This window comes from Candidatus Hydrogenedentota bacterium (assembly GCA_012730045.1).
GTDB lineage: Bacteria > Hydrogenedentota > Hydrogenedentia > Hydrogenedentales > CAITNO01 > JAAYBR01.
The window spans coordinates 1-16,763 of the sequence record JAAYBR010000004.1 but is presented as its reverse complement, the minus strand read 5'-3'; the positions used below and the strand labels follow the sequence as shown (position 1 = coordinate 16,763).

General features: G+C 70.0%; 10 protein-coding genes, 1 tRNA gene and 1 pseudogene. 5 read left to right on the top strand and 7 right to left on the bottom strand.

The window, feature by feature from the left end; genetic code table 11:
* The first annotated feature begins 562 nt into the window (after positions 1–562).
* From GXY15_00750 to GXY15_00735, 4 genes are all read left to right on the top strand, one after another.
* Entirely contained in the window at positions 563–919 is a 357-nt protein-coding gene (locus tag GXY15_00750) for a DUF1559 domain-containing protein (protein ID NLV39745.1), read from the top strand.
* A gap of 195 nt (positions 920–1,114) precedes the next feature.
* Positions 1,115–2,251, top strand: coding sequence for a cellulase family glycosylhydrolase (locus GXY15_00745; GenBank protein NLV39744.1), 1,137 nt, complete (start codon positions 1,115–1,117; stop codon positions 2,249–2,251).
* 11 nt (positions 2,252–2,262) lie between these two features.
* Positions 2,263–4,242, top strand: coding sequence for a family 43 glycosylhydrolase (locus GXY15_00740; protein NLV39743.1), 1,980 nt, complete (start codon positions 2,263–2,265; stop codon positions 4,240–4,242).
* Between the two features lie 97 nt (positions 4,243–4,339).
* The gene (locus GXY15_00735; protein NLV39742.1) at positions 4,340–6,535 is read left to right on the top strand and encodes a CoA-binding protein; all 2,196 of its coding nucleotides are present in this window, start codon (positions 4,340–4,342) and stop codon (positions 6,533–6,535) included.
* A 348-nt stretch (positions 6,536–6,883) separates the two neighbouring features.
* Here GXY15_00735 and GXY15_00730 read toward each other — a convergent pair whose 3' ends face one another.
* The 5 genes from GXY15_00730 to GXY15_00710 form a co-directional block, all read right to left on the bottom strand.
* Entirely contained in the window at positions 6,884–8,257 is a 1,374-nt protein-coding gene (locus tag GXY15_00730) for a sigma-54-dependent Fis family transcriptional regulator (protein NLV39741.1), read from the bottom strand.
* Positions 8,250–9,929: a HAMP domain-containing histidine kinase gene (locus tag GXY15_00725; GenBank protein ID NLV39740.1), complete on the bottom strand. Its 1,680-nt coding sequence runs from the start codon at positions 9,927–9,929 to the stop codon at positions 8,250–8,252. Before GXY15_00725 ends, GXY15_00730 begins: the two co-directional genes overlap by 8 nt.
* A gap of 361 nt (positions 9,930–10,290) precedes the next feature.
* Positions 10,291–10,920, bottom strand: coding sequence for a hypothetical protein (locus tag GXY15_00720; GenBank protein NLV39739.1), 630 nt, complete (start codon positions 10,918–10,920; stop codon positions 10,291–10,293).
* Positions 10,921–11,189: 269 nt separating this feature from the next.
* Positions 11,190–12,884 carry a dihydroxy-acid dehydratase gene (gene ilvD, locus GXY15_00715; GenBank protein ID NLV39738.1) on the bottom strand — a complete coding sequence of 565 codons (1,695 nt, stop codon included), beginning with the start codon at positions 12,882–12,884 and terminating at the stop codon, positions 11,190–11,192.
* Positions 12,885–12,969: 85 nt separating this feature from the next.
* Complete coding sequence (locus GXY15_00710) at positions 12,970–13,737, bottom strand: hypothetical protein (protein NLV39737.1); 768 nt, start codon at positions 13,735–13,737, stop codon at positions 12,970–12,972.
* Between the two features lie 425 nt (positions 13,738–14,162).
* Between GXY15_00710 and GXY15_00705 the strand changes: the two genes are divergently transcribed.
* A tRNA-Val gene (locus GXY15_00705) sits at positions 14,163–14,239 on the top strand.
* A 218-nt stretch (positions 14,240–14,457) separates the two neighbouring features.
* On the opposite strand, the pseudogene GXY15_00700 reads toward GXY15_00705, so the two are convergent.
* Positions 14,458–15,807 (bottom strand): annotated as a pseudogene (locus tag GXY15_00700) (tyrosine-type recombinase/integrase).
* A 25-nt stretch (positions 15,808–15,832) separates the two neighbouring features.
* The gene (locus GXY15_00695) at positions 15,833–16,165 is read right to left on the bottom strand and encodes a helix-turn-helix domain-containing protein (protein ID NLV39736.1); all 333 of its coding nucleotides are present in this window, start codon (positions 16,163–16,165) and stop codon (positions 15,833–15,835) included.
* Positions 16,166–16,763 lie beyond the last annotated feature (598 nt).

Here is a 16,763-nt window from a genome sequence, read left to right as displayed (position 1 = left end):
CAGGCCGCCGCCCGAAGGGCCAGGCCTGCCCTGGGGAGGAGGCACCCTCCAACACATGCCCTGAAAGGGCATCCGAAATTTTCTTGCGCGCCGGGAAGAAGACAAGGCAGGCGGGACGCCTGCGGTATGGAAAGACCTGCGGGCCTGGTTGCGTACCGCTGGCGTCCCGCCGGCCTTGTCTTTGGGTGCCCGTCCCAATTTCGGCTGCCCCGTTGGGGCATGATTCTTTCCGTCCGGGCAGCCCAGGGCAGGCCTGGCCCTTCGGGCGGCGGCCTGCCCGGGGCTATATTCGGCAACGCTTTCAGCGTTGAAGAGGACAAGGAACAAGGAACGAAAGAACTCTTTGTCAGGAAGGGTGGACGGATCTTAGTGCGATTGCCCTGGGGGTTGACTTTTCCCCGCCACCTGTCCCATAATCACTTCCTGAACGGCGTTTAGAACGCGCCCTTGGAGCAGGGGGAGACGGGAGGGCGGACCCTCGGATGGTGGACGCCTTGCAGACAGGTTCTCCGGAAGGAGGACATCATTGTTTTATTGTCTGCAACCGAAAAGGAATCACAACGTGAGAGGAAAGGGGTTCACGCTGATTGAGCTGCTGGTCGTGATCGCGATCATCGGCATCCTCGCGGCCATCCTGCTGCCCGCTCTGGCGCGCGCCCGCGAGGCCGCCCGCCGCTCCTCCTGCCAGAACAACCTGAAGCAGTGGGGGCTGGTCTTCAAAATGTACGCCAACGAGTCCAAGGGCATGAGTTTTCCGCCCATTGCCGCGGGGACCTTCAACCACATCCCCGGCGGATCCAACGTGCTTTACATGGACGGGCACGTGGAGTTCGTCCGCTGCCAGGAGTTTAACGGGACGGCGCCGGTCATCGGCACCGTCGCTAATGTGCTGGGCCTCATCACGCCCAGCCTGAGCTGAGCATTTCCGAGATATGGCAATTCCCGGTGAGCGCAGAGAGGAGGGCCGACCCCGCGCGTTCTTGCGCGCGGGGTCGGCCTTTTCTTATTCCCCTGCGGCGGGATACAATGCCCCCGGGGCCGGGCAGCCGGGGCTTTCCCGCGCCGCCGCCCCCGGCAACAAGGAGTCCCTGTGGTGACGACATCCGCCAAGCGTGTGTTTCTGGCCGCGTTCCTGCCCTGCGCGCTCTGCGCGGGCGCCTTCGCCGCCGACAAGGCGACGGAGGTCCGCTGGAACCTGGAGGAGGGGCGCTGGAGCGCCGGGAAGGCCAACCAGTGGTACGCCGGGCACCGGTGGATGGCCGGCGCCAACTTCGCGCCGAGCACGGCGTCGAACCAGTTTGAGATGTGGCAGGCGGAGACCTGGGATCCGGAGACCATTGACCGGGAGCTGGGCTGGGCCGCCGGCCTCGGGTTCAACGTGATGCGCGTCTACCTGCACGACATGGTGTGGGCGGCGGACCCGGCGGGCTTCGAGCGGCGGATAGACGAATACCTCGCCCTCGCGGACAGGCACGGCATCAAGACCATGCTGGTGCCCTTCGACAGCGTGTGGGACCCCTTCCCCAAGGCGGGCCCCCAGCCGGCGCCGGTGCCGCATGTCCACAACTCGCGCTGGGTCCAGAGCCCGCACGTGGACGTGCAGAAGGACCCCTCGAAATATGAGGAGCGGCTGAAGCCCTACCTCACCGCCCTTCTCACGCGCTTCAAGGACGACCCCCGCGTGCTCGCGTGGGACCTGCTCAACGAGCCGGGCAACCCCGTGCCGCAGTATGACGACCAGTGGGACCAGGCGGAGCGCGAGGCGGCGCACCTCATCCTGCTCAACAGGCTGTTCGACTGGGCGCGCGAGGTGAACCCCTCGCAGCCCCTCACCGCCGGCGTGTGGGTTGACGTGGGCCGCCGCCGGGGCCCGCTGCCCGCCCTCGACAGGGTCATGCTGGAACGCTCCGACATCATCACCTTCCACACCTACGACCCCCTGCCCCTGGCGAAGAAGGCGGTCGAGTGGCTCAAGCCCTCGGGCCGCCCGGTCATCTGCACGGAGTACATGGCGCGCGGCGCGGGCAGCACCTTCGAGACCGTCATGCCGTACTTCAGGGAGCAGAACGTGGGCGCCGTCAACTGGGGCCTCGTCAGCGGCCGCTCGCAGACCATCTACCCCTGGGACTCGTGGAACAAGAAGTACACCGAAGAGCCGGCCCCGTGGTTCCATGACGTGTTCCGGAAGGACGGCGCCCCCTACTCCGAAAAGGAGGCCGCCCTGATCCGCTCCCTCACCGGCGTGAAATAGGGGGCGGCGCCTTGGGCATGACAGCGGTGCTGGCCCTCGCGGGGCTCCTGCTGCCGGGCGCCCCCAACCCGGTCCTGCCGAAGACCAACGACATCGGCGTGATGCGCCATGCCGGGGAGTATTACCTCATGGGCATGGGCACGGCGGGCGGCGTCTTCACGTCCGGCGACCTCGTGAACTGGTCCGGGCCGCGCCACGCCTTCTCCATGGACAACGCGTGGACCGACGGCCCCAGCGCCACGGACGACAACGTCCACGCCTGCGACCTCGTCTGCCTCAACGGCGTCTTCCACCTGTACTGGTCGGTGAACCACGGCGACCTGCGGCAGATCGGCCACGCCGTCGCCGACACCCCCCTCGGGCCGTACACGGAACCCGTGCGGGAGGTTCCCTTCGACGGGCGCATTGACCCCCAGTGCTTCCAGGACGAGGACGGGCGCCTCTACTTCCACACCGTCAAGTTCACCCGGGGGAATGTCATCTGGGGGCGGCCGATGTCCGACCCGTGGACCCTCGCGGGCGCGGACATGCCCCTGCTCTCCGCGGAGCCCGGCACCTGGGAGACCCTCGACACGCCCCCGCAGTCCGTGAACGAGGGGCCCTTCGCGGTCCGCCACCGCAGCCGGTATTACCTGGTCTACAACGCGAACCACACCTCCGGCCATTTCGGCAACTACGCCCTCGGCGTCGCCGAGGCGGACACGCCCCTCGGCTTCTCGAACGACGGCAAGTACCCCTTTCCCGTGCTGCGGTCCAACCGCGACCCGAAGCATGAGGGCGTCGCCCCGCCGGACCTGCCGGAGGTGAAGAACTGCGGCCAGCCCAACCTCGTGCGCGGGCCCAACGGCTTCGAGTGGTGGCTCGTCTACTTCGCCGACCGTCCCGGCCGTTCCCAGCACATTGACCGCGCCCATTTCTTCGGCAGGGAGCTGTTCATCGAGGGGCCGACCTCCGCCGGGACGCCGGGGCATCATCCGTCCCCCGCCCTTCCCACCTTCCGCGACCTTTTCGCCGGGGACGCCCCCGACGCCGCCCGGTGGCGGCTCGAGGGCGCGTGGCGCACGGCGGACGGCGCGCTGCGCTGCGCCCGGGGCGGTACTGCCCGCGCGGCCGCCCCCGCCGCAACGCACGGCCTGCTGGAGACGACCTTCCGCCTGGACGGCGGCGACGCCGGGCGCATTGGGGCAATCGCCTGGGAGGACGGGCAAAACGCCGGCATGCGGATCGGCGTGGACCGCGCCGCGGGCACGGCGTTTTTCGCCGTCCGCCAGAACGGCGCGCACCGGGAAGAGGCACTTCCCCTGCCCAAGGACTTCAACTGGAAGGGGCCGCACAGCCTGCGCATCGCGCGCAACGCGGGGGCCTTCACGGCCCATCTGGACGGAATTCTCCTGCCCTCCACAAACGCGGGCATCCCACCGGACGCCCCGGGCAGGGCGGGCCTCTTCGCCGAAGACTGCGCGGCGGCTTTCGAGAGTTTCTCGCTCACCCGGGGCTGGGAGGAGTGGGGGGGCGGCATGCGCGGCTGGACAACCCGCGACGGCCGCACCCTTCCCGCAGAGGCCGTCGGACTGCGCCTCGGCCCGGAGGAGGAGGCGTTCAAGGGGGATGCCCTGCCGCGGTACGAGTTCTCGGTCCAGCTCCCCGCCGGAACGGAGACGGGCGTCTATGCCGTGCACGCGGGCGACGGGGATTTCCTGCTGGCAACGGCGGACGCGGATTTCTCGCGGGTCACCGTCACCGGGAAGCGCGGCGGCGGGGAAGTGCCGGAACGGGTGTTCCCCGTGCGCCCCCGGATCCGCCGCGCGCACCCCGCCGCCGAAAACGGGAACCACCTGCGCGCGGTGAAACTCGAAGACCGGGTGATCCTTTTCGCCGAGGGATGCCAGATCGGCGAAGTCCCCGGCGGGTGGCCCGGCGCCCGCGTCGGCCTGCGCGCCGGAAAAGCAGCGTGCGTCTTCTCTGACACGGCATGCCACGAGTTGCCCTGAGGAAATCTCCCACGTTCCGGATCACGCGCCGCGCGCGGTTGCTTTGCCCCCCAAAAATGTATATAGTGCGAAATCATCTGTGCGAGGAGCCCCGCGCATGTCCGACAGGTCCGACGCAGCCGCGCTGATCGCGCGCGCCCTGGAACAGGGCCAGCCCTCCCTTTCCGAACACGACTCGAAGCGCGTGCTGTCCGCCTATGGCGTGCGCACGGTGGAAGAGGCGTTTGCGGACACCCCGGACGCCGCCGCCGATGCCGCGGCGCGGCTGGGATTTCCCGCCGCCGTGAAGGGCTGCGGCGCGGGCCTGGCGCACAAGTCCGACCGGGGCCTCGTGCGGCTGCATCTGGCGGACGCGGCGGCGGTGCGCGCGGCGGCGGAGGCGCTGCTGGCGGCGGGCGCGCCGGGGCTGCTGGTGCAGCGCATGGCCCGGGGCCGACGCGAGCTGATCATCGGCGGCGCGCGCGACGCGGCGTTCGGCCCGCAGGTGATGCTGGGTCTCGGCGGCGTGTCGGTGGAGGCCGTGGGTGACGTTGCGTTCCGTCTGCCGCCGGTGGACGCGCGGGACGTCCGCGAGATGGTCCTGGAACTCCGGGGCCGCCGCCTCTTCGACGCCTTTCGCGGCGGGCCGCCGGTGTGCCCGGAGGCGCTGGAAACCACGCTTAACGCCGCGGGCCGCATCCTCCTGGACCACCCCGGCGTGTCGCATGTGGACATCAACCCCCTCGTCGTCGAGGACGGCATCCCCGTCGCCGTGGACGCGCTGGTTTCCCTGTCCCCCGATGCGGCCGCGCCACCGGAGGGGACCGCGCCCGTGTGGGCGCCCGAACGTTTCCTCGCGCTCTTTGAGCCGGAAACCGTGGCTGTGGTTGGCGCGTCCGACTCGCCGCTGAAATGGGGCTTCCGCATTCTGTTCAACACCCTGGAGGGCGGCTACCGGGGCCGCCTCTACGGCGTCAACCCGCGCCACAAAGAGCTGCTGGGCGTGCCGTGCTTCCCGTCCGTCGCCGAGCTGCCGGAGGCCCCCGACCTCGCGGTGATCGTGATCCCGCCGCCGGGCGTGCCCGACGCCGTCCGCGCCTGCGCGGCGCGGGGGGTGAAGGCCGTCGTCGTGATCACGGCGGGCTTCGGCGAGCTGGAGGACGCCGCCGCGCGCGGGCTCCAGGACGAGGTCGTCCGCGCGGCCCGCGAGACGGGGCTCCTGCTGGCGGGGCCCAACTGCGCGGGCGTGGCCGGCCCCGCGCCGCAGTCCCTCTACTGCGGCATGTTCGTGCGCCATCCCGGCCCGGGCGGGCTCTCCATCGTCTCCCAGAGCGGGAACGTCGGCGGCACCGCGCTGGCCTGGGCGCAGTTCCACCAGGCGGGCGTGGCGCGCTTCATCAGCACGGGCAACGAGGCCGTGCTGCGGACGGCGGACTACCTGCGCTTCCTCGCGGGCGACCCGGCCACCGCCGCGGTGCTCGCCTATGTCGAGGGCGTGCGCCCGGGCGACGGGTTCTTCGGCGCCCTGCGCGCGGCGGCGGCGGCCAAACCCGTGGTGGTGCTCAAGGGCGGCCGGAGCGCCGCCGGACTCCAGGCGGCGCGGTCGCACACGGGCGCGCTGTCCGGGGGCGCGCGGGTGTTCCGGGCGGCGTGCCGCCAGGCGGGCGCCGTGGCCGTGGACGACCCCCTGGAGGCGATGGAGCTGGCCGCGGCCTTCGCGGCGCAGCCCCTGCCGAAGGGGCGGCGCGTCGGCATCGTGTCGCAGGGCGGCGGATGGGGCGTGCTGGCCGCCGACGCCTGCGTGGAGGAGGGCCTGGAGGTGGCCGTCCTGCCGGAGGAGACCCTCGCCGAGCTGGACGCCTTCCTGCCCGGCTGGTGGAGCCGCGGCAACCCCGTGGACCTCGTCGCGGGCAACGACCTCATGCTCCAGCCGAAGGCCGTCGAGACGGTCATCAAGAGCCCCGCCGTGGACGCCGTCATTGTCCTCGGCGTCGGCTACATCGCCGACAGTGTCGCGCGCTTTGCGGCGTCCGACCTCGCGAAGGGGATCAGCCTCGACCAGCTCGCCGCCATGGGCGCGGGCATCGAGGTCGAAGGCGCCCGCCAGATCGCGGCCCTTGCGGCGCAGTACGGCAAGCCCGTGCTCGCCGCGTCCGACACCGCCCTCGGCGCGCCCGCCGGACACCCCAACGCCGCCATCGCCGAGCTGGAGCGCCTGGGCGTGTGCGTCCTGTCCAGCCCCAGCCACGCCGCCCGCGTCCTCGCCCGCCTCGCCGAACGCCGCGAGTTCCTCGACGGCACCCCGAGGCGGTAGGGCATCCAACAAAGAGTGGTGGCCGACCCCGCGTGTGCGCTCTCAGCGCGAATGTAATTGCGATGACCGGGGGGTTCCAGAGCGGGCGTCCCCGAAGGGGACAAATGCGAATAGCCGGAGGTGACCGAAGGAAACCTCCGGTTGGTCGGCATTGATGGCACGACAACCCCGGAGGGGTTGAATGTGAACGGGTTCGCAGACCGGTGTGCCGTGCCCAAACATTCAACCCCTCCGGAGTTGCGGTCTTTCTGGGCGCCTGTCCGGAGGTTCCCTTCGGTCACCTCCGGCTATTCACATTCTTCCCCTCCGGGGAAGCAGAACCTTCACCCACAAGCGGTCGTCCCCCGCCTACTCCGGGTCCACGGGCAGGCCGAGGTCGCGGTATTCGCGCAGGCGGTAGGTGAGGGTGCGGCGGCTGATGCCGAGGGCGCGGGCGGTCTCGCTGCGGTTGAACTCATGCTCGCGCAGGCATTTCAGGATGGCGTCGCGCTCGATGGCGGCGAGCTGTCCGGCGGGGCCGGCGCCGGGGTCCGTCTCCGCGGCGGCGTCGGGTTCGGCGCCGCCGGCCTCGCGGACGCGCGGGGGCAGGTGCTCGGCGAGGAGGACGCCCCCGCGGGCGAGGAGCGCGGCGCGCTCCATGGCGTTGCGCAGCTCGCGGACGTTGCCGGGCCAGGCGTAGGCCTCCAGGCACCGGGCGGCGCCGGGGGAGAGGCGGGCCTTGCCGCCGCCGTGGACCGTGGCGAAGTGCAGGGCGAGGGGCAGGATGTCCTCCGGCCGCGCACGCAGCGGCGGCACGGGGATCTCCATCACGTTGAGGCGGTAGTAGAGGTCCTCGCGGAAGCGGCCCTCCGCCACCTCGCGCTCGAGGTCGCGGTGGGTGGCGCTGAGGATGCGCACGTCCACGCGCAGCTCCGTGTTCGACCCCACGCGGCAGAAGGTGCCGTCCTGCGTGGCGCGCAGGAGCTTGGCCTGGAGGGCGGGGGACATCTCGCCGATCTCGTCGAGGAAGAGGGTGCCGCCGGCGGCCTCCTCGAAGCGCCCCACGCGCCGCGCCGCCGCGCCGGTGAAGGCGCCCTTCTCATGGCCGAAAAGCTCGCTCTCCAGCAGGTTCTCGGGGATGGCCGCGCAGTTCACCCGCACGAGGGGCCCCGCGGCGCGCGCGCTCCAGCGGTGCACCAGGCCGGCCACCACCTCCTTGCCCGTGCCGGTCTCGCCGGTGATCAGCAGGCGCGCCCCGGAGGGCGCCGCCAGCGCCGTCACGCGCAGCACCTCGCGCATGGCCGCGCTCTCCACCACCACGCCCCCGGGAAGCGGCGGCATTTCGGCGGCCGCCGCCGGGGCGGCCGCGCCGGGCCCCAGGGCGCGGCGGACCAGCGCCGCCAGCTCGTCGAGGTCTATGGGCTTCTCCAGGTAGTCCACCGCGCCGTGGCGCATGGCGCCCACGGCGTCGCGCACCTCCGCGTAGGCGGTCACGAGGACCACCGGCAGCGCGGGCTGCGCCTGCTTCAGGGCCTGAAGCAGCTCGAGGCCCGTCATGCCGGGCATGCGCACGTCGGAGACGACAAGGGCCGGCGGGTCCCCCGCGGCCGCCGCGAGGGCCTCCGCGCCCGAGGCCGCGCACCGCGCGCGGAACCCCTGCGACTGGAGGAAGGACGCGACCAGCCCGCGCTGGCCGGGGTCGTCGTCCACCACGAGGACATGCGGGGCGGGGCGGCTATCCATGCGTCTCCTCCGAAGGCCCGGCGGGGGCCAGCCCCGCCAGCTCGAACACCGCCCCGCCGTCGTTGGGCAGGCAGGCCGCGCGCCACTGGTGCGCGAGGGCGATCTGGCGCACGACGGCCAGCCCGAGGCCCGTGCCCTTTTCGGAGGCGGTGAAGTAGGGGCGGAACACCTCCTCGCGGTGGGCGTCGGGCACGCCGGGCCCCGTGTCGCGCACCTGCACCCGCGCGCCGCGCCCGTCGGGCAGCACGCGCACCGTCACCCGGCCGCCGGGGGGCACGGCCTGCACCGCGTTCAGCAGCAGGTTGAACAGCACCTGCCGCAGCATGTTCTCGTCCGCGCGGACGCGGAGCGCCGGGCCCTCCAGCGCGAAGGTGACGGACTTCTCCTCGCGGTCGCACGCGAGCACCTCGAACAGGCCCCGGATCAGGGCGGACAGGTCCACGTCGCGCGGGTCCGGCCGCACGGGCCGGGCGTAGTCCAGAAACTGGTTGATGCGGCCCGTGACGCGGTCGGCCTCCTCGGTGATCTTGACGGCCGTGCGCCGCGTGGCCCCGGGCACCTCCGGGTCGCGGCCGATCATCTGGGCGAGGCCCCGGATCAGGTTGAGCGGGTTCTTGGTCTCGTGGACCAGCCCGGCCGCCGTCACGCTGAGGTCCTTGAGATGGCTCTCCGCCTCGCGGCTGCGCACCAGGGCGATCTCCAGCTCCGCCGAGCGCGCCGCCGCGAGCCACGCCCACGCCAGGGCCGCGCAGGCCAGCGCCGTCACGGCCAGCACGATGCCGCGAAGGCGCAGGTCGCGCATCACCTCGGCGTGGACGGAGTCCGTGGGCACGCCCACGAGGAACCACATGACCCCGCGCTCGCGGGCGAGGCGGTCGTACTCCTCGCGGCTCATCCAGGGGGGCTGGTCCGGGGGCGGCCCCGGCTTCGGCACGGGCGCCGCCGCGATGAGCAGCGTGTCGCGCAGGGCCTCGCGGTCAAAAACGCGGCCCATGAGGGTGCGGCGCAGGGTCTCCGCCCGGTGGTCGTTGAGGATGCCCGGCTTGAAAAGCGCCAGCAGCGCCTCCACCTGCTCCGCCCTCAGCGGCGCGCCGTCCAGCATGTCCAGCAGCGTCCGGCGGCCCGCCTGGTCCAGCACGGGGTCCAGAAAGGGCGAGTTCAGGAAATGCTCGATGTCCCCCCCGGACTCGGGCCCCGGCGGACGGTCCGGCGCATGGCCGTGGAACGGCGGGCGCCCGCCGGGCATGCCGCCGTCCTCCATGGGGAGGATGCCCGGAAGCCCCTCCACCCCCGCGCCCAGGGCGACCAGGTGCGTGAAGAAGGCCCGGTCCCGCTCCCAGTGCTCACGGGTGCGCAGGAGCCCGCTGAAGTCTTCGGGGACCGGCGCGCCCGCGGACGCCACCACCTCGCCCGACGCGCTGAGCAGCGCCACGGTGTCCAGCTCGGCCTCGCGCACCAGCTCGCCCAGCGCCTCCTCCAGCCGCGCCCGCGGCACGATGGCCAGCCGCCCCTGAGACCGGACCACCACGCTCATGGCCGCCGCCAGGCCGCGCGCGCGGTTGGTCAGCAGCTGCCGCGCGGACTGCTCCGAACGGCGGTGCTCCATGACCTGCCACCCCGCCACCGGAAGCAGCACCAGCAGCACCAGTGCGACGAGTCCTGTTTTCCTCATGCCGTCCATTCTACTCTCCCAAACCGCGGACCCGCCAAGTGCCCGGCGGAGCCGGAACAGCCGGGTAGGGCATGGCCCGTGTCAGAGCATTTCCGGGAACGAGATGGCTTCGCTTCGCTCGCCATGACGAGTTGCGCGGCGGCCTAACGTGAGACGTTCTCTCAACGCGTCATGGCGAGCGAAGCGAAGCCATCTCGTTCCCGCCACCGCCCCGCGTGACCCGTCATTGCTGCGAGCCGGCCGCCCCGGCCGGCGCGGAAATCTCTTGTCAACAAGGCCTCGTTCCCGGCGGAGCCGGAAGGGGGGCGCGGGAGCGTTTCCGCCTCCCGTGCCCCCGCCAACCATAAGCCCTGGCGCGGGGTCACCGCTGCGGGCCCCCGGGGGGCGGCGGGCCGGGCCGCTTGGCCAGCTCCTCCTTGTCCAGCTTGCCGTCACCGTTCGCGTCCATCCGCTTGAACATCGCCTCGACGGGCTGCTGCCAGGCGTTCCGGTGCTCGTCCTTTGTCACGCGGCCGTCATGATCCTGGTCCATCTCCTGCTTGCCGGGGAAGGGCCGCTTGCGGTCCCCGTCCCTGCCCCCGCCGGGGGGCGGGCCTTCAGGCGGCGGACCCTGCGGTCCGGCCTGCGGCCCGTCCGGACCGGGCCGTTCGCCGCGGCCGCGCCGCGGGCCGGGCAGCCGGTTCAGCTCCTCGCCCTCCAAGACACCGTCGCCGTTTGCGTCCAGGTCGGCGAACTGCTTCTCCACCTGCTTCATCCACGCGATCTTGAACTCGTCATGCGTCACCGTGCCGTCCTGGTCCGCGTCCAGCGACTCGGGCGGGGGGAACATCGGACCGCGCCCCATGCCGCCGCCAGGCGGCGGACCCACGGGGCCTCCCGGCGGCGGGCCCGCCGGTCCGCCGGGGGGCTGCGCCCCCGCCACGCCCGCGCCCAAACACACCGCGACGGCCAGCGCCGCCGCAACCCCCGTGATGGTCTGCCTCGTCTTCATGATCCGTCTCCTTTTCGTTGCCGTCCGGCTCTTCCCGGCATCCAACGCGCCGAACATCCACACAGGGAGCAACGCGCATGCCAACGGGTGGCGGCAGCGCGAAAGGCGCATAAACAAAAGGGAAACGGGGTTGGGCAAGGCGGGCGCGCGGGAGACACTGCGCAAAGAACCGCCCCGCCGCCGGAAGGCGGCGGGCAACTCTTGCGCAGTCCGGAAAAAACGTCCGTGTCGGTCCGTGTCCGTCCGTGCGGGTCCGTGTTCCCGCCGGCCTACAGGCCCTTGTCGGTCACCGCGCCCTCGGAGGCCGTGGTCACCTGTTTGGCGTATTTCGCCAGCACGCCGCGGGTATAGCGGGGCTTGGGCTGCTTCCACGCCGCCCGGCGGCGGGCCAGCTCGTCCTCCGGCACGCCGAGGGTCAGGGTCCGCTTCTTCGCGTCTATGGCGACGGGGTCGCCGTCGCGCACGAGGGCGAGCGGGCCGCCGTCGAAGGCCTCGGGGGTGATGTGGCCGACGACGAAGCCGTGGCTGCCGCCGGAGAAGCGCCCGTCAGTGATGAGGGCGACGTCCTTCCCCAGCCCGCGCCCCATGACGGCGGAGGTGGGGGACAGCATCTCGCGCATGCCGGGGCCGCCGCGCGGGCCCTCGTAGCGGATGACGATGACGTCGCCCTTGACCACCTTCCCGTCGAGAACGGCGCGCAGGGCCGTCTCCTCGGAGTCGTAGCAGCGCGCGGCGCCCGCGAAGCGCAGGCCCTCCTTGCCGGAGATCTTCGCCACCGCGCCGCCGGGCGCGAGGTTGCCCCGCAGCACCACGAGGTGGCCGTCCTTTTTCACCGGGTCGGACAGGGGCCGCACGACCTGCTGCCCCTTCGGGTATTTCTTCGCGCGGGCGAGGTTCTCCGCGAGGGTCTTCCCGGTGACGGTCATGCAGCCGCCGTGGAGGAGGCCCGCGTCGAGCAGCTCGCGCAGGAGCGGCGTGATGCCGCCGATCTTCACGAGGTCGTTCATGAGGAAGCGGCCGCTGGGCTTGAGGTCGGCCAGGACGGGCGTGCGCCTGCCGACGCGCGTGAAGTCGTCGAGGGTGAGGCGGACCCCGGCGGACCACGCGATGGCGGGCAGGTGGAGCGCGGCGTTGGTGGATCCGCCCAGGGCCATCACCACGGCGATGGCGTTCTCGAAGGCCTTTTTCGTGAGAATGTCGCGGGGGCGCAGGTTGAGGTCGAGCAGTTTCAGCACCGCCGCGCCCGCCCGGCGGCAGTCCTCCCGTTTCTCCTCCGACACGGCGGCCTGCGCCGAGCTGCCGGGCAGGCTCATGCCCAGGGCCTCGATGGCGCTGGCCATCGTGTTCGCCGTGTACATGCCGCCGCAGGAGCCCGGCCCGGGGATGGCGCAGGACTCGACGGCCTTGAGGCCGCGGTCCGTGAGCTCGCCGCGCGCGTGCCGGCCCACGGCCTCGAAGACGGAAACGATGTCCACCTCTTTCCCGTCGTGGACCCCGGGCAGGATGGTGCCGCCGTAGACGAAGACCGACGGCCGGTTGAGCCGCGCCATCGCCATGAGGCAGCCGGGCATGTTCTTGTCGCAGCCGCCGATGGCCACCAGCCCGTCGAACTGCTGGCACCCCGCCACCGTCTCGATGGAGTCGGCGATCACCTCGCGGGAGACCAGGGAGTACTTCATGCCCTCCGTGCCCATGGAGATGCCGTCGGAGATCGTGATGGTGTTGAAGATGACCCCCTTGCCGCCCGCCGCGTTCACCCCCGCCTCCGCCTCCCGCGCCAGCGCGTCAATGTGCATGTTGCACGGCGTCACCATGCTCCACATGGACGCCACGCCCACCTGGCTCTTCCGGAAATCGCGGTCGCCGAAGCCCACCGCCCGCAGCATGGCGCGGCTCGCCGCGCGCTCGGGCGTCTCCGTCACGGCCGATGAGTACTTCCGGTGCCCCGTCTTCCTGGTGGACATGGCGCGCCTCCTGTGTTGGTGGTTCACCTGTCAGCAAACACGGCGCCCGGACGGACTGTTCCCCGGGGCGCCCGGAAAACGGCCGTCACCCGCGCCCGCCCCCCTCCAGCAGGAGCTTCTTCAGCGCCGCCAGGTTGTCCGCGTTCAGCAGGTCCACCCCGGCGTCCCGCAGCACCGGCCACACCGCATAGGGGCGCGGCAGCCCCCAGAACCGGATGCGCCGGCCCTGGGCGTGGGCCTTGCCGACCAGCTCCTTCAGGAGCGCGGCCTCGTCCGCCGGCATCGCGTCCTTCCCGTTCCATTTGAACACGTCGCCCCAGGACATGCTGACCATGGGCACCAGATGCGGCGAGGGGTTCGCCTCCAGGTCCGGCAGGCGCCCGTCCACCGACGCCAGCCGCGTCTCCTGCGCCGCCATGACGGCGCGCGGCGTGTTCCCCGAAATGATCACCGTCACCGCCCGCGTCTCCGTCGCGTCCTTCGTGAACGAAGTCAGCATCTCCGCGTACTCCCGGAGCACCTCGTCCAGGCGCGCGTAGGTCGCCTCCGCGTCGTCCTTGATGTCAATGAACAGCGTGACCGGGGGGCCGTCGCGGTAGACCCGCCCCCCGTTCTGTTTCACCCGCTCCCGCAGCGGGTCCAGATACATCCCCCGCAGGGTGCGCGCCGGGTCCGTCTTGTCCGCGTCATGCGCCACCAGCAGCTCCCCGTCCACCAGGAAGATGTCCGCCTCCACACTGCAGAACCCCGCGTCCAGCGCGTCCAGCAGCGGACGCGGCCGCGAATAGTCATTGTGCGAATGCGCCCGCTCCAGCGGCACCACAACGGGCGCCGCCCCCGCCGCCAGACACACCGCTCCCGCAACAAGCAGCACCGCAACCAGACCGAAAAGAAACCGCATGACAGACACCTCCACAGTGGGGGCCGCCTGGAAACCGGCGCACGGCATCCACCGCCCGCCCCGGACGCGGCCGCCCCGACATTGTAGGCCCCCCCACCCCGCCAATCAACACACCCCGGTCCGCGAAAGGACATCCATTCCACCCCGCCACCGCCCCGCCTGGTCCACCCCGCCCACTTCATCCACACCGTCCACCCAGTCCACTCAGTCCACTCAGTCCACCCAGTCCACCCGGTCCACACCGTCCACCTGGCCTGCCGCGGGCCATGCCAGACCCCGCATGGCCCGCGCGCCGACACCAATGCTATACTCCCCCCGGCGCGGCCCCCGGCCCCGGCCTGCCGCACCCCGCGCGGCCCCCGCCGCCAAGCCCCCCGGGGCGGTTAGCTCAGTTGGTTAGAGCATCTGCCTTACACGCAGAGGGTCGCAGGTTCGAGCCCTGCACCGCCCACCATTTCCTTCCACCGACGCATCGCGTCCACCGTTGACAGGCAACGACGAAACGCAATTCGTATCAGTCGCACCACTCACGCACTGTTGGATGACAGAAAGAGCCAAATATTGCCCTCCAACGCCGTCCGTGGGGGCAACATTAGGGGCAACATTTCGGGTAGCGGAAGTGTCCACCACCGCAGGAGTTCGGTTCACCGCGTCCGCGATGTCGGCCCGACCCAGGTGCGTGTACGCGTTGGCGGTCAGTACCGGCGTGCTGTGCCGCATTGCCTTCTGCGCCAGCTGCAACGGCACTCCCGCCATAGCCAGCATCGTGCAGAAGGTGTGACGCAGGGAGTGGATGTCCAAAACGTGTCCAAGACTGTTCCGCTTCGGAATCCCCGCGGCGCGAAGGTCCGCGTCAAAACCTTTCGTCATCTTCGCCGGCACGTCAAAAAGCGGAAGGGTGTCCCACGTCGTGGCAACCTCCCGGGCCGTTCCACGACGCCCCATATCCCAGTGGTTCCGCTTCTCACGGATATATTCCCTCAGTTCCGACGCCACGTCGGAACGCAACGGAATTTGTGCTCCCCGCCGGGACTTCTCATTTTTTGCCGCCAACTCGAGGTACGGAGGGTCCGCATCCAGACACGCCGCCCCCATCGTGATGCTCCGCAGTTCACCCCATCGCAGCCCCGTCGTGACGGCGGTCCAATACGCGAGACGACGGGTACGTCCGAGTGACTCCAGCCGTTCGATGGTGGCGGCTTTCAGAGACGCCCGTTCCTTGCTCATTTCCTCTCCCCGCCCGCGGTTACCCCGCATCGCGTCGGCAAGCGGCCGCGTGCGCGCCGCCTCCAGAAACACGGGCAGTTCCTGCGCGGTGAACACCCGGCGTACATGGCGGCGGTCCGCGCGCTCATCCCGCTTCTCGGTCCCCACGAACGGGTTCACGGCCAAGTACCCTCTCCGAACACACCAGTTCCCCAGTGCCATGAAGGCGGCCACATAGCAGTTGTGCACCCGGGCCCCCATGGAGGAGTCCTTCCCGGTCTTCCGCTTCCCGCGGGCGGATTCCACGGCGAGCCAATCCTCCAGAGCGTTTCGGTTCATGTCCCGCAGGGAACGCCATCCGAATTGGGTCACACCCGCACGAATCAAGTACCGTCGGCGCTCACGCACCGTCTTGTCGGCGCGGCCGCAGGCTTCGAGGGAGGACAGGTATTCATCCACCACCTCGGCGAACGATCGACGGTTCTCCTTTGCGGCTCGCACCTCCGATACCGAGAGGATCCCCCCACGGATCTTCTCCTGCTCAGAAACGATTTCCGTCATTCGCGCCGTGGCCGCGCCCTTGTCGCGACACCCCGTGGGGATGTCAACCTGTCTCCCGTCAGCAAGTCGGATCCGGGCGTACCACGTGCCACTCTTGGTGACAACGTGGCACGCCCCATCCTTTACGATCACAGGACAACAAATCTTGCGGCCCTTCCGGTTCGTCCATACGGCCTGAAGTCCGTCGGAAGTCTCCACGATCATGGCCCCTGCCGGAACCGGTCTGGTGGTCGTTTTTTTTCGTAATTTGGCCATTCTAAATCACCTCAGACAGTTATGATCACCAAATATCATCCGTTGGATGGTACATCGGATCATCTTCCTTACAGTATGCGGGTCGCTGCACTATTGGTTCAAGGTTTGCATTTTCATCGGAACAAGGACCCTTCCCTTTCTTTCCGCCTGTGCTTCCGCGGTCTGATCGACCACGGGACACCTGAGGGAAGCCGGCGGCCACCCATTCCTCAATCGCTGCCGTTTCCCAGCGCACACAGCTCCCAATCCTGATCGGTGCCGGCAGCCTGCCAGCATCGCGCATGCGCCATAGGGTCCGAACTGATACAGACAACATGGCGCTCAGTTCCTTCGCCGTGACAAGAACACGTGAATTCATATTTGGTCTCCATTGGTTTCAGGCCGTCAATGACAGCCTGAGGGTTTACATTCAGTACACAGCAGGAGTGTGGACCATCCACGCTCCTCACGTCTCTCCAGCGCCTCCACGAGGCTCCTAGAGGTCTCACAGAGGTCGCTGGAGGGTTCAATGAGAGTCGGGACGGCACGAAGCGCGTCCCGCGCCCCGTGGAGGTCCCGACAAGCTTCTAGGGGCTTGTAGAGACCTACACAGGTCCGCATGATCCCGTCTACCTCATCGAACGCCTGACTGATCAGGTCAGACGCCTCAAGGCTTCCAATGGCATTGTGTGGATACCCGGAGGTATCCTTTGCATCGAACGATGATGCACCCCCCACACGGGGGTTGGAACAGATTTGTTCTTGATGGGTGATATCAGCGTTGTGTGGATACCCGGAGGTATCCTTTGCGTCACAGGGACGCGTCCCCCACACGGGGACTGGTTGATTGTTGCGGTTTGAGGTTACATGTTGAATTTGAATTTGATGGGAGGTGCCAGCCGCAATCTCAAAGGAAGGCTTCCCCACGTAACAGAGTGGAGGGGACTGGTAGCGCTCGACTCCGCAAGTTTCCTGTG